At 68.5% G+C, this 12,928-nt stretch carries 15 protein-coding genes; 7 read left to right on the forward strand and 8 right to left on the reverse strand.

Annotated elements, in window-relative coordinates; translation table 11 throughout:
- Nucleotides 1–7: 7 nt before the first annotated feature.
- A complete protein-coding gene (locus ACOZ4I_RS14885; protein ID WP_424000892.1) occupies nucleotides 8–805 on the reverse strand; it encodes a DUF3592 domain-containing protein in 798 nt (265 codons plus the stop codon).
- A 134-nt stretch (nucleotides 806–939) separates the two neighbouring features.
- Between ACOZ4I_RS14885 and ACOZ4I_RS14890 the strand changes: the two genes are divergently transcribed.
- The 3 genes from ACOZ4I_RS14890 (at nucleotide 940) to ACOZ4I_RS14900 (ending at nucleotide 2,815) form a co-directional block, all read left to right on the forward strand.
- Complete coding sequence (locus ACOZ4I_RS14890; RefSeq protein ID WP_424000894.1) at nucleotides 940–2,112, forward strand: nicotinate phosphoribosyltransferase; 1,173 nt, start codon at nucleotides 940–942, stop codon at nucleotides 2,110–2,112.
- 24 nt (nucleotides 2,113–2,136) lie between these two features.
- Complete coding sequence (locus tag ACOZ4I_RS14895) at nucleotides 2,137–2,424, forward strand: DUF6360 family protein (RefSeq protein ID WP_424000896.1); 288 nt, start codon at nucleotides 2,137–2,139, stop codon at nucleotides 2,422–2,424.
- A gap of 91 nt (nucleotides 2,425–2,515) precedes the next feature.
- The gene (locus tag ACOZ4I_RS14900; RefSeq protein ID WP_162415027.1) at nucleotides 2,516–2,815 is read left to right on the forward strand and encodes a CPCC family cysteine-rich protein; all 300 of its coding nucleotides are present in this window, start codon (nucleotides 2,516–2,518) and stop codon (nucleotides 2,813–2,815) included.
- 20 nt (nucleotides 2,816–2,835) lie between these two features.
- Here ACOZ4I_RS14900 and ACOZ4I_RS14905 read toward each other — a convergent pair whose 3' ends face one another.
- On the reverse strand, nucleotides 2,836–3,690 hold the full coding sequence (locus tag ACOZ4I_RS14905; protein ID WP_424000898.1) for a ZIP family metal transporter: 855 nt from the start codon (nucleotides 3,688–3,690) through the stop codon (nucleotides 2,836–2,838).
- Nucleotides 3,691–3,766: 76 nt separating this feature from the next.
- Nucleotides 3,767–4,903, reverse strand: a complete 1,137-nt coding sequence (locus ACOZ4I_RS14910; RefSeq protein ID WP_424000900.1) for a site-2 protease family protein — start codon at nucleotides 4,901–4,903, stop codon at nucleotides 3,767–3,769.
- 93 nt (nucleotides 4,904–4,996) lie between these two features.
- On the opposite strand from ACOZ4I_RS14910, the gene ACOZ4I_RS14915 reads away from it, so the two are divergent.
- Nucleotides 4,997–5,743, forward strand: a complete 747-nt coding sequence (locus tag ACOZ4I_RS14915; RefSeq protein WP_424000902.1) for an MBL fold metallo-hydrolase — start codon at nucleotides 4,997–4,999, stop codon at nucleotides 5,741–5,743.
- Nucleotides 5,744–5,776: 33 nt separating this feature from the next.
- Here ACOZ4I_RS14915 and ACOZ4I_RS14920 read toward each other — a convergent pair whose 3' ends face one another.
- From ACOZ4I_RS14920 to ACOZ4I_RS14935, 4 genes are all read right to left on the reverse strand, one after another.
- Nucleotides 5,777–7,099 carry an NUDIX domain-containing protein gene (locus ACOZ4I_RS14920; protein ID WP_424000904.1) on the reverse strand — a complete coding sequence of 441 codons (1,323 nt, stop codon included), beginning with the start codon at nucleotides 7,097–7,099 and terminating at the stop codon, nucleotides 5,777–5,779.
- A gap of 80 nt (nucleotides 7,100–7,179) precedes the next feature.
- Complete coding sequence (locus ACOZ4I_RS14925; protein WP_424000906.1) at nucleotides 7,180–8,286, reverse strand: aminotransferase class V-fold PLP-dependent enzyme; 1,107 nt, start codon at nucleotides 8,284–8,286, stop codon at nucleotides 7,180–7,182.
- 213 nt (nucleotides 8,287–8,499) lie between these two features.
- Complete coding sequence (gene rdfA / locus ACOZ4I_RS14930; protein WP_424000908.1) at nucleotides 8,500–9,117, reverse strand: rod-determining factor RdfA; 618 nt, start codon at nucleotides 9,115–9,117, stop codon at nucleotides 8,500–8,502.
- Nucleotides 9,118–9,161: 44 nt separating this feature from the next.
- Entirely contained in the window at nucleotides 9,162–11,123 is a 1,962-nt protein-coding gene (locus ACOZ4I_RS14935) for an archaea-specific SMC-related protein (protein ID WP_424000910.1), read from the reverse strand.
- Nucleotides 11,124–11,399: 276 nt separating this feature from the next.
- On the opposite strand from ACOZ4I_RS14935, the gene ACOZ4I_RS14940 reads away from it, so the two are divergent.
- Genes ACOZ4I_RS14940 through crcB form a run of 3 tightly spaced genes read left to right on the forward strand, consistent with a single transcriptional unit; the run spans nucleotide 11,400 to nucleotide 12,493 of the window.
- Nucleotides 11,400–11,747, forward strand: a complete 348-nt coding sequence (locus ACOZ4I_RS14940) for a hypothetical protein (RefSeq protein ID WP_424000912.1) — start codon at nucleotides 11,400–11,402, stop codon at nucleotides 11,745–11,747.
- 3 nt (nucleotides 11,748–11,750) lie between these two features.
- Nucleotides 11,751–12,134, forward strand: a complete 384-nt coding sequence (locus ACOZ4I_RS14945) for a fluoride efflux transporter FluC (RefSeq protein ID WP_424000914.1) — start codon at nucleotides 11,751–11,753, stop codon at nucleotides 12,132–12,134.
- Complete coding sequence (crcB, locus tag ACOZ4I_RS14950; protein ID WP_424000916.1) at nucleotides 12,134–12,493, forward strand: fluoride efflux transporter CrcB; 360 nt, start codon at nucleotides 12,134–12,136, stop codon at nucleotides 12,491–12,493. The genes ACOZ4I_RS14945 and crcB overlap by 1 nt, the downstream gene beginning before the upstream one ends.
- Before the next feature lie 13 nt (nucleotides 12,494–12,506).
- On the opposite strand, the gene ACOZ4I_RS14955 is transcribed toward crcB, so the two are convergent.
- Nucleotides 12,507–12,917 carry a DUF302 domain-containing protein gene (locus ACOZ4I_RS14955; protein WP_424000918.1) on the reverse strand — a complete coding sequence of 137 codons (411 nt, stop codon included), beginning with the start codon at nucleotides 12,915–12,917 and terminating at the stop codon, nucleotides 12,507–12,509.
- Between the last annotated feature and the right edge of the window lie 11 nt (nucleotides 12,918–12,928).

The following is a 12,928-nucleotide window of genomic DNA, read 5'->3' on the forward strand; positions in this document are numbered from 1 at the left end:
GCGGGCGTCAGACGACGCGGCGGTAGGCGAACCGGCCGAACCCGATGACGGTGACGACGGCCGTCGCGTAGGCTGTCAGGTCGTGGGGCGGTTTCGAGACGGCGAGGTAGCCGCCGACCGTCCCGAGCGCGGCGAGGGCACAGAGCGTCCACAGCACGACGGCCCAGCGGCCGCCGACCGGCGCGTCGGGGTCCGAGTCGCCGCCGTCGGACTCGCCGGACGTAGCGTCGTCCCGGTCGAGAATCCGCGTCGGATCGTCGGGAACGCGGTCGTCGGTGTCGGGCCGGGAGAACGGATCGCGTTCGTTCTGATTCAGCGGGATCTTCGACAGGACGAATCGGAGCCACCGCGTTCGCGGCGTCAGCGCGTCGCCGAACAGGAGGAGGCCGAGCGCGACCAGGACGCCGACGGGGAAGAAGTCGAAGCGCTGGGCGAGGTAGGCGTCGCCGGGATTGGCCGGGTCGTAGCGAACGGTGACCGACGATCCCTCGGCGTAGTTCGACAGCACCCGCGCGGCGCGGTCCCGCTGGTTCGTGTCCACGTCGGTGCCAAAGGCGATGTCGCGGCCGGTGTAGGTCTGACCGTCGACGCGGTACGTGTAGGTCACGTTCGGCTGGTAGTACCGGTTGCCGCCGAGCGTGGGACGGCTGATCTCGGCGTAGCTGTCCATCTGGGCGTTCTCGACCGTGCCCGTCGTCGCGGCGTAGCCGGTGGCCGTCCGGTACTGCGAGACGCCGAGGACGGTCCCGGCGGCGAGCAGCGCGAGCGCGAGCAGGAGGGCGACGGAGCGGCGGGGGCTGAGCACGCCCGACGGGTATCGTCGGCGACGTAGAAAGTGTTACGAGGCAGTGTCACTCCGGCGGCGAGACCGGGCTGAGAGCGGTGTCTCGCGACCGTCGACCGGACCGCTTTTTCCCTCGCACGGCCGAAGACGGGACAATGACCGAGGAGTTCGACATCGTCTCGCCGGAGGCGATTCGCGACGGACGGGCGACCGACGCCTACTTCGACCGGACGATGGAGGCGCTAGAGCACGCGGAGAAGAACCCGGACGTCGTGGCGGAGGTCACGGCGAACCAGTTCGCGACGGGGACCTGGAAGCTGCTGGCCGGGCTGAAAGACGCCGCGCGATTGCTCGACGGGCGCGCCGTCGACGCCGACGCGCTCCCCGAGGGCCAGCTGTTCGACGGCGGACCGGTGATGCGCATCGAGGGATCCTACCGCGAGTTCTGCCGGCTGGAGACGGCGCTGCTCGGCTTCCTCTCGCACCCGACCGGTGTCGCCACGCGGGCGCTGGAAGCGCGCCACGCCGCGCCGGAGTCGACGGTGCTGTCGTTCGGGTCCCGCCACGTCCACCCCTCCATCGCCGCGATGATCGAGCGGGCGGCGCTGCTGGGCGGCCTCGACGGCATCTCGAACGTCGCCGCGGGCGAGGTCATCGGGCGCGAGGCGGGCGGGACGATGCCCCACGCGCTGGTCATCTGCTTCGGCCGGGGCAACCAGGAGGAGGCGTGGCGGGCGTTCGACGAGGCCGTCCCCGAGGAGACGCCGCGCATCGCGCTGACCGACACGTACAGCGACGAGACGGACGAGGCGCTCCGGGCGGCCGAGGCGGTCGCGGACTTAGACGGCGTTCGCCTCGACACGACCGGCTCTCGCCGCGGCGACTTCCGACACATCATCCGCGAGGTCCGCTGGACGCTGGACGCGTACGGCCACGAGGACGTGGACCTGTTCATCTCGGGCGGGCTCGGGCCGACGGAACTGCGCGACCTCCGCGACGTGGCCGACGGCTTCGGCGTCGGGAGCTACGTCGCCAACGCCGACCCACTCGATTTCGCGCTGGACATCGTCGAAGTGGACGGCGAGCCGGCGGCCAAGCGGGGCAAGCTCACCGGCAAGAAGTCGGTGTACCGGACCGCAGACGGCGGCCACCACGTCGGGCTGGCCGACCGCGAGGGACCGGCGAACGCCGAGTCGCTCATGGAACCGCTCGTCAGGGACGGCGACGTCGTGCGGGAGTTCGACCTCGACGCGGCCGTCGAGTGCGCGGCGACGGACGCCGAGCGGGTCGGCTACGAGGGCGTCGACGCGTCGGAAGGCCGGGATTAAGTCGGCCGACCGCCAACCGCGGGTATGGTCGACCGCATCATGAAGGTCAACGCGTACACGACCTTCGACCTGCTCGACGGCGAGGTAGAGGGCCACGGCTTCGAAGAGGAAGCGCTCGCGGTGCTGAACGTGACCGCGCCGCGGAAGAACCCGGACCACGTCGAGCTCCAGTTAGAGATGGACAACACCGACCTCGACGCGGTGAAACCTCACGCGGACTCGGTCACGCTGTCGGCCGAGCAGGCGCGTGAACTCGCGGCTGAACTCGAAGAGTACGCCGGACGCGTCGAGGATGCGCAGTCGGACGACTGAGCGCGTCGCACCGGCGACGAGCGGCGGTGCCTGACGGCACAGGGCGTGAACAGTCGGAAATGCTTTGGTGTGACGACACATACCAAAATTCATGTCGACCGAGACGCCCGGCAATCCCGCGGCGCGGGAGCTCGGCTACTGCCCGTGCTGTGGCTACCGGACGCTCCCCGAGGGTCGGCCCGGGTCCTACGAGATGTGTCCGGTGTGCCACTGGCTCGACGACCCGATCCAGTTCGGCGACGACGAGTACGTCAGCGACACGAACCACGTGTCCCTGCGCGACGCCCGCGAGAACTTCCGCGAACACGGCGCGTGTACGCCGGACGAGGTCGGCGACTGCGAGTCGCCGGACGGCATCGACCGCGACCCGAACTGGCCCTACGAGGAGTGAGAACGCGCTCGGCCGCCCGTTCACGCGGCCAGCGAGATGTCCAGGTACAGCATGACGACCACGCCGACCATCAGGCCGAGCGTGGCGACCCGTTCGTAGCCGTGCTGGTGCGTCTCGGGGATGATCTCGTCCGAGATGACGAACAGCATCGCCCCGGCGGCAAAGCCCATCGCGTAGGGCAGGAGCGGTTCGACGAGCGTGACCGCGACGGCCCCGAGCACCGCGAGCGGAATCTCCACGACGCCCGCGCGGACCCCGGCGAAGGCGGCGTAGAGACGGCGGTCCAGCCCGGCGTTTATCGCCGCGACTGAGACGGCCAGCCCCTCGGGGATGTTCTGGATGCCGATGGCGAGCATCAGCGAGAGCGCGCCACCGAGTCGGGCCGGGTCGCCGCCGGCCGCGCCGAAGCCGACGCCGACGGCGAGCCCCTCCGGCATGTTGTGCAGCGTGATGGCGAGGATGAACAGGACGACCCCCGTCAGGCGCGCCTCGTCGACCGGCAGGGACTGACTGGGGTTGGCGGCGTCGGTCCGCCGGCGGCCGGTCAGGAGGTAGTGTGCGTGGGGAACGAGAACGTCTGCCCGGTCCAGAAAGAGCGCGCCCAGCGCGACGCCGACGAGCGTCGGGATCGGGTTGCCGGCGGAGTACTCCTCGATTCCGGGGAGGATGAGGCTCGTGAACGCGGCGGCGAGCATCACGCCGGCTGCGAAGCCGAGCGCCGCGTCGAGGGCCCGCTCGGAGGGGTCGCGCCAGACGAACACGAGCGACGCGCCGAGGAGGTTCATGAACGCGATGACGACGCCGCCGACGAGGCCGCTTATCAGCGGGTCGGTGCCGACGACGCCGGCGAACAGTTCGACGAGCCCGGATTGCATTCGTCAGGGGGTGCGAGTCGATGGCCCTTTGCTGTACCGCCTCGGCGTCAGGAGCGGGCGCGCAGTGGCGAACCAGTCAGAACGGCTCCGGCGAGCCCATGAGACGGCGCATCTCCATCGCGCTGGCGAAGTCCTCCCGCGTCACGACCCGGGTCCCCTCGGGCCCGTCGACGAACGCGGCGGTCGCCCCGCTGGTATCGAGTTCGACGAGCGCGTCGAACGCCGCCGTCTCCGCGGCGAACCGCGGGAGGTCGGTCTCCATCAGGTCGGCGACGCTGTCTGCCTCGCGCTGGGCCTTGGACAGCGCTCGGAAGTCCGCGACCGTGACGACACCGACGACGTCGCCGCCGCGCGTGACCGCGAACTCGGTCCGCCGATCGGCGAACATCCGGTCGACGAGGTCCTCGACGGTCGCGTCGGCCTCGATAGTCGCTTCGAGCGGACTCGCCACGTCGTCGACAGTCATGCCGTCGAGCAGCGCGGCGAGCGCGACCGACCGGGACTCGCTCGCCGCCGCGCCGTAGACGAACAGCGCGAGCAACAGCAGCATCGGGCTGATGGAGAGGACGCCGACGACGGCGAACAGCACGGCGAACCCGGTCCCGATTCGGGACGCGATGCGAGTCGCCGCCGCGTAGGGCCGGTTCCGGGACAGCAGCGCCCGCAGGACGCGGCCGCCGTCCATCGGAAACGCCGGCAGCATGTTGAACACGGCGAGCAGGAGGTTCGTGACCGCCAGCCAGCCGACGAGGAACAGCGTCACCTGCGCGCTGGCCGGCAGGGCGAACAGCGCGGCGTAGCAGCCGACGCCGACGAGGACGCTGACCGCGGGCCCGGCCAGCGCGATGACCAGTTCGCGGTTCCACTCCTTGGGCATGGCTTCGAGGCTGGCGAGTCCCCCGAGGATCCAGAGCGTGATCGACTCGACGCGGAGGCCGTAGCGCATCGCCGCCCAGGCGTGGCCCAGTTCGTGTAAGGCGACGCTGACGAACAGCCCCACCGCCGCGGCACCGCCGATGAGCCACGGCGTCGACCCCGCCGTCAGTCGGCCCAGGTCCAGTGACACGCCGGCGAGTCCGCTCACGATTCCCGCGTACACCTCGATCTGCGCCCCACTCCCGATGATCCAGGCGAGCACCGGCAAGAAGACCAGCAGCGAGACGTTCACGCGGATCGGGATGCCCCAGACCGTCGTGATGTGGAAGTTTCGCACGCCGGAACCGACAGGTGGGCCGGAGTTATATCTTCGGCCCGCCGACGCCGACGAGTAGCTGACTTATTCAGGGTGTAGCCCGTACGGAGCACAATGACGATTCGACACGACGGGCTCACCGTCGACTGGCTCGGGTACGCCACGCTCCGCTTCGCCGGGGCGGACGACGTGGTGTACGTCGACCCGGGCCGGTACGGCGTCCTCACCGGCGAGTGGGAGCCCCACGTCGACGGCATCGGTCACCCGCCCAGCAGCGACTACCGGGCGGGAGACGGGGACGTTGTCTGTGTCACCCACGTCCACCACTACGATCCCGACGGCATCGAGCGCGTGGCGAGCGACGACGCGACCATCGTCGCCTACGAGGGTATCGACGAGCGCGTCGGTGACCGCGATCTCCCGCCCATCTCTTCGCTGGGCTACGATGTCGTCGAAGTGGGCACGAAGTCTCAGGTCACCGTCGGCGACGTACCCATCTGGTCGACGCCGGCGTACAACGAACCGGACGGGCCGCACACCCTCCCCGACGGAACGCCCTACCACCCCGAGGGGTTCGGCTGTGGCTTCATGATCGCCCTCGACGAGACCAGAGTGTTCTACCCCGGCGACTCGGACGTCCTCCCCGGCCACCGGACGCTGGAGGTGTCGCTGCTGTGTCCGCCCATCGGTCCACGGGCGACGATGGACCGCCACGAGGCCGCGGCGCTGGCCGCGACCATCGAACCGGACCTCGTCCTCCCGGTCCACTACAACACCTTCTCGAACCTCGAAGCCGACTCCCGAGAGTTCGCCGCGGACGTGGCCGAGGCCGGCGTGCCGGTCGTGCTGGACGAGCAGTGACCCCGGACGCCAGCGCCCACCCTCCGCGTCCACTCACCCGCTCTCGACCCACTCGCCTCGCTCCCGGTGCGCGTCGGCGACCGCGCCGATTTCCTCGGCATCGAGGACGCCCCGCTCCGTGACGACGGTCACGGCGTCCGCCGGCGTCACGTCGAACGTGGGGTTCGCCACGTCGACGGCGGCGTCGCCGTCGTACACCTCCGTCGGGTCGCGGTCCTCGCGCTCCCACTCGGCGGTCGGCGCGACCTTGTCCGTGGCACAGACCGCGTAGCAGTCCGCGCCCGCGGCGGCCGCCGACAGCGCCGCCGAGCGGGTCCCGACCTTGTTGACGACCCGGCCGTCGGGGAGGACCCAATCAGCGCCGACGACGAGTGTCTCGGCGTCCCACGCGGCCAGTTCGTGGCCGAAGGCCGCGTCGGTCGTCAGCGTCACCGCGGCGTCGTCGACGAGCGATTCGGCGACGCCGACGCCCTCCCGGCCGGGTCGCGACTCGGCGACGAGGACGGCCGACGGACCGGCGGCTTCGAGGACGGTCCGGACCGTTCCCGACCGCGAGAGGGTGGCGACGCAGTCGCCGACGTGGTCGGCGGCGACGGCCGCGGCGACCCCGTCCGCCCCCACGGCGTCCGAAATCGTCTCGGTCGCCGCTCGCTCGACGGCCGTCGGCGTGTGGTCGGCGACGGCGTGCATCGCCCGGTCGATCCGGTTCGCGACGACGACCATCGAGGGGCGGGCGTCGCGGAGCGTGCGAGCGAGCGCGGCGAGCGCATCCCAGTCGTTCCCGTCCCGTTCGGCCGTCTCCATGCTGTCGGCCCACTCCGACTCCTCCGGGTCGGCCGCCCGCCCGGTCGCAGCGAGAGCGGCCTCGTCCCGGAGGACTTCGAGCGCCCGCAGCGACAGCCACGCGGAACCGTGAGTGCGGTCCTCGTGGACCGTCGTGATCCGGGGCCGAACCCGGTCGTAGGCGGTCCACAGCCGTGGCACTGTCTCGCGGCGCAGTATCTCGGGCGGATGGACCCACGCCGTCGCCGCCGTCTCTGCGTTGACTCGCACGTCGCGAGAATCGCAATCGAACAGGAACGGGTGGACGACCCACCGGGTTCCGCGGTCGGCGTCTTCGACGGGAAACGAGGGTCCCCGGCGGGCCAGCGTGACCGCGTCGCCGAGTCCGGTCTCCTCCTCGACCTCCGCTCGCGCGGCCGCTTCCGGTTCCCGGTCGCGGCCGTCGTCGTCGGCGACGTGGCCCGCCACGCCGCCCCACCGGCCCGCGTACGACCCGACGGCGTCGCTCCGGCGCAACAGCAACACCTCGCCCTCGCTGCGCAGGAAGCAGGTGACGACGGGGCGTTCGTCCATGCGAGCGCGAACGGCCGGCCGGGACAAGAAGGTGCGGCCCGCGCCGAACGCGCCAGCGCTATGCGACGACCACGCCAGCGCTACAGCGCGTCGAGCAGGCGATCGACGTCGTCGGCCGTGTTGAACACGTGGACCGAGGCCCGCACCGCCCCGTCCGGGAACGGCAGTTGGCGGGCGACGATTCCCTCGTCGGCGAGGCGCTCGACCGTCGCGTCGGGGTCGTCGACCGCGAACGTCACGAGCCCCGACTCGTACTCGCGCGGGCTCAGGAGCCGGTCGCCGAGGCCGTCCTTGAGCCGGTCGGTCAGTCGCTCGACGCGGGCCTGGACGGTGTCGAGGCCGACCGACTCGATGGTCTCGACGGCCTCCGCGAGCGCGACGTAGGGGACCGGCGACGTGGTCCCGACCTCGAAGCGGCGCGCCCCCTCGTGGAACTCGTAGGCGTCTGCGGTCGGTTCCTCGACGCTTCGATAGCCGATTCGGGTCTGCCGGAGGCCGTCGTAGGCGTCCGGGTCGACGTAGAGGAACCCGCCGCCCCAGACGCCGAGCAACCACTTGTGACCCGCGGCCGCGACGAAGTCCGCACCCCACTCGGTCACGTCGACGGGGTGCTGGCCGACGGACTGAACGGCGTCGACGAGCACCTGCGCGCCCGCGTCGTGGGCAATGTCGACGACCTCGGAGACCGGCAGCCGGGTTCCGTGGGTCCAGGTGAGCGAACTCAGCGTCACGAGCCGCGCGTCCCCCACGGCCGTTCGAACGTCGTCGAGGTCGAGTCGGCCGCGCTCGGTCTCCACGACGCGGACCTCGACGTCGTGGGTGTCGGCCAGGCGGTCCCACGGGAGCGACCCGGCCGGGTGTTCGAGGTCGGTTCGGACGACCACGTCACCGGGCTGCCAGTCGATCGCGCCGGCGACGAGGTTCACCCCATCGGCCGTGCTCTGGGTGAACGCGACGGTCTCGGAATCGGTCCCGAGGTGGCCGGCGACGACCTCGCGGGCCGCCGCCAGTGCGTCCCAGGCGACTGTGTAGGGCCCCTCGCCGGCCGGGGCCTCGAAGGCGTGGCGTTCCAGAAACGCCGTGGCGCTCTCGACGACCGGCCGCGGCGTCGGCCCGCTTGCCCCCGTGTTGAAGTAGGTACAGCGGTCGAGCGCCGGAATCGACGCCCGCAGTTCGGCTGGCTCCATACCGCCCCCGTGGGCCGCCGGCGACTTCAGCCCTGCGTGCCGCGGACCGCCACGAGGTGCCAAACCGAAATAAACCGGTTCCCAACTGACTCGAGTTTATTCACGCAACCGAAGTCAGAAGACGATTTAGAATTGTTGCGTTTCGCAACTGCTATCAGTTGTTTCATCCACTACTCGTGCCCCAGCGTCGGGCGCATCGTGGCGAGAGGTCGGTCAGTCCTGCTGGCACTCACAGCCGCCCTGTTCGAAGAAGTCGGCGACGGCGTACTGGCTGCCACAGGACTGACAGAGCACCTGCGCGTCGAGGAACACCTCGAAGTCGTCGATGTCGATGCGGCCGGTGTCGCGCAGTTTCTCGATGCGCTGATCGGTGACCGACAGCGTCCGCGTCAGGAGCCGCTGGATGCTCTCTAGGTCCTTCTCGATCTTTTCGTCGTCGGAGAGCCCCTGGTACTCCGCGCCGCGCCACTCCTTGAGGTAGGAGCGGATCGCCTGGTAGGTGACGAAGTCCGTCTCCAGGCCGTCCACGTCGATGTCGTTTCGTTCGAGGCGGTTGCGCGTGTCCGTCCGGACACCGGTGCTGATGTCGTCACTGGTGAGGTTCTCGTAGGTCGATTCAACGTCGCTCTCGAGGGCGCTCATACCCGCGTCGACCAGGGCCCGCTCCAGCAGTCGCTTGTTGAAGAACTCCGCGAGGTCTCGCAGGCTCATCCGCTCCTCGCCGTCGCCGGTCCAGCGCGCCTCCATCTCCGCGCCCAGACCGTCGAGGTCGTACTCGTCGATGAGCCGGGCGACCTTGCTCGACGGTCGCCCGTCTGTCGTGTCTGCCATCTCTCGTCACCACGTACGTGAACCGGAAGTAAAAGGTGTTGGGGTTAGATCGAAGTGATGCGGCTGTAGTCGTCGTCGAGCGCCTGCGCGTCCTCGGGCAGCAGGGCGACGACCAGGTGCTCGGCGTAGTCGGCGAAGTAGTCGACGAGTTCGGCGATGCGCGCCGAGTCGATGGCTTCCAGCGAGTCCAGCAGCATGAACGGGACCGACTCGTGGAGGTCGTGGACCAGGTAGCCCGCCAGCGCGAAGATGAGTCCCGTCACCTCGCGCTCACTCTCGCTCAGGTGCTCGATGGTGTCCTCGTAGGCCGCGCCGTTCTCCGTGGTCCGGACGATGTGGAGTTCGAAGACCGTTCGGTCGACCTTCTGGCGGCCCTCGCGGACGGTCTGCTCGACGCGCTCGATCCAGATGCGTTCGAGGTTCTGGTACTCGAGGATGCCGAGGATGGCGTCCATGTGCTCGTTGAACTGCTCGACCGCGTTGGCCTCGATCTGGTCGATCTTGGTCCGCTTGTCGGTGAGTTGGTCGACCAGTTCGTCGCGCTCCTCGCGGAGGTCGTCGGCGCGCTCGACCATCGCCTCGATCTCCTCGATCTCCTCGCTCACGTCGTCGAGATCGGACTCCAGGCTGTCGATCTCGAACTCGAGCTGGTTCGCCTCCCGGTGGAGCGAGAGGATCTCGTCGAAGTCCTCGGACTCGAGGTTGTCGACCTCGTTTTCGAGGGCCTCGACCTCGTCGGTCAGTTCCTCGCGGCGGTCTTTCAGCGACGAGACCTGTTCGTCACGGCGCTCGATCTCCGTCTCGGTCTCCTGGATCTTGCGCTCGACGTTCTCTCGACGGCGCTGTTTCTTCTCGGCCTCGCGCTGGTCGGCCTTGAGGTCGTCGAGGTCGGACTTGATCTCGTTCAGATCCTCGACCTTCTCCTGGCGGAGATCCTGCAGTCGGTCGACGGTGTCCTCGATCTGCTCGCGGTCGACGGTCGAGCCACACGTCCAGCAGACGACGGACTCCTCGTCGTCGTCACCGAGCAACTGCTCGGTCACCGCGCCGTCTTCGGCGTCTGACGCGTCTTCGAGCGACTGGATCACGTCGTAGTCCTCCTCCTCCAGACGTTCCTCGTTGTACTGGATGAGACTCTGGAGGTCGGAGATCTCGCTGTTCAGCGTCTGGCGCTGCTCCCGGAGGCGCGCGATTTCGTCTTCGAGGTGCTGCTTGTCGCCCATCGGCGTCTCGGGGAGCTCGTCGAGTTCGTCTTCGAGATCCGCGAGCTCGCGCTTCAGCGACGAGATGCTGTCCTCCTGTGTCTCGATGTCCCGGCGGACGGATTCGAGGTCGGACCGCGTCGAGCGAAGCTCGTCGAGCTTCTCCTCGAGCACGTCCTGCTCCTGGCGGCTCTCCTCGATGTCGCGGCTGCTGTCGTCGATCTCCTCTTCGCGTTCCGCGAGTTCCTCGCGCTTGTCCTCGATCTGCTCGCGGATGTCGTTGCGGCGCTGTTCGAGATCTGGGAGGTCACGCTGACGGGACTCGATCGTGGCGAGTTCGTCGTTGATCTCGCCCTTCTCACTCTCCAGGCGTTCGACCTCGGACCGGATGGCGTCGATGTCGACCGGCCGCATGATGATCTCGCGGAGGTCGTCGCCGCGGGCGACGGACCGACGCGCTTCGTTGGTCTCGAGCAAGAACGCGAACAGGTCGGCGACGTCCGGGTCGTCGAGGTAGCCGTCACCGCTGAACTGGACGGTGTTGCCGGCTCGCGTCAGCGTGCGTTCGTACTCCTCGCCTCGGTAGGAGAGAGCCACGCGGCCTTCCTCCGCGTCGCCTTTGAGCGTCGCCTGTTTGCTTCCCATCGCCGCCATGATCGACTGCAAGAACGAGGTCCGGTTCGTCGCGTTCTTCCCGGTCAGAACCGTCACTCCCGGAGGAATATCGACCGACGTTTCGTCGATCCCACCGATGTGTTCCACATCGAAGTGGGCGATGCTAGATTCCTGCTGTGATTCTGGCATTATACGGCCCATTATCGTACAACGTATAAAAGTGGTTCCCTTCAGCTGAATTTCTGGCGGCGACCGGGCGGCTACAACGGTCTCGCGTTCAGGAACGTGGGATAGCGTTCGGAATAACATCTGTACCAATATTATTCTCCGGCCGCCAACGGGTCGCTCGGCGACGTATTTTTGTCTGACTCTAAAACGTATTTTCCTTGCGTCTCGTAATCTGTTTCGGTTATATATCGATGAAATATGAGAACGTATAAGGTGGGCGCATTGCAATACGTATCTATGACACGATACGAAACGCTGCTCGAAGTCGAACTCGACGAGTGGGACAGCGGGTACGGCGTCTTGCAGGTCGTCAAGCCGGACTACAGCGACACCGCCGAGCTCCGGTTCTGTTATTTCAACGACGACGGGAAGTTCACGAACCGACCGCTGACACTGCGACCGGACGAAGACGTGCTCGACCGGACGACGAAGATGGTCGAGAACCTCGGCTACGTGGCGCGAACCTTCGACCCGGACGAGATTCGCGAGCTCGTGGACACCCTCGGCGAGGAGCGGGTCATCGAACTCGCGCAGCTCGTGGACACCCTCGGCGAGGCGCGGCTGGCCGAGATTCTCGGAGACTGACGCATGGCCGACACCCATCCTCTCGTAACGATCGAGACCGTCGTTCTCGTCGGTATCGGGGGATTCGCGGGGTCGAACCTCCGGTACTTCGTCGGTCTCTTTCTGCCGGGGCTCCAGGGAACGGTGCTGGTGAACGCGCTCGGGAGCTTCGCGCTCGGGTTCTTGCTCTACGAGGCGCTACAGGTGGGCGTGCTGGCGAGCGAGACGAAACTGGCCGCCTCGACGGGGTTCATCTCGTCGTTCACCACCTACAGCACGTTCGCTGTCGAGACCGTCACGACGCCGGAGTGGGCGCTGGCGAACGTCGTCGGGAGCTACGCGCTCGGGTTCGCCGGCGTGCTGGCCGGCCGAGCGGTCGTCCGCCTGTTCGCGGGAGGCGATCGCTGATGGTCGCCGTCGACCCTGCACACCTGGTGGGTACCGGCGGCGCACTCGGCGCGCTCGGTCGCTACTACCTGACCCAGGCCGTCCAGCGGGAGACGTTCCCGCTGGGAACCCTCTCGGTGAACGTCATCGGGAGCTTCGCGCTGGGGCTGCTCACGTTCGCCGGGGTGACCGGCGAGGCGGCGCTGCTGGTCGGCGTCGGTGCCTGTGGCTCGTTCACCACGTTCTCGTCGTTCTCGTTCGAGACGGTGCGGCTGTGGGAGGACGGCTACGTCGCGCTGGCGGCGCTCAACGCCGTCGGCAACCTCGCCGGCGCGCTGGCGGCGGTCGGCCTCGCGTGGGCCCTCCTCCGGGTCCTGTGACGGCCCGGCGGTGTCACTCCGAGACGGGCGTCGCGCCCGGCAGCCGCTGGAGCACGCTCTCCAGTCGGTCGCCCACGTCGTCTGCGAGCGGGTCTAGCTCCGGGTTCTCCGTGACCGACAGCATCACGCTCGGATCGACCGCGCTCACGCCGACGTGGTCGTCGGTCTCGAAGACGACGACGTTACACGGGAGCAACGCTCCGATCTCGATCTCCTCGGTCATCGCCTGGTGGGCGAGCGACGGATTGCACGCACCCAGGATGCGGTACTTGCGGAACTCCTCGCCAAGCTTCTCCTTCAGGGTGGCCTGGACGTCGATGTCACAGAGGACACCGAATCCCTCCTCGGCCAGTTCGTCCTGGACCGCCGCGACGACCTCGTCGAACGCGCCGTCGACCCGGTAGCGAATGGTGTAGGGAGCCATACGGGCGACCC

This window comes from Haloarcula salina, from assembly GCF_049603855.1.
Classification (GTDB): domain Archaea; phylum Halobacteriota; class Halobacteria; order Halobacteriales; family Haloarculaceae; genus Haloarcula; species Haloarcula salina_A.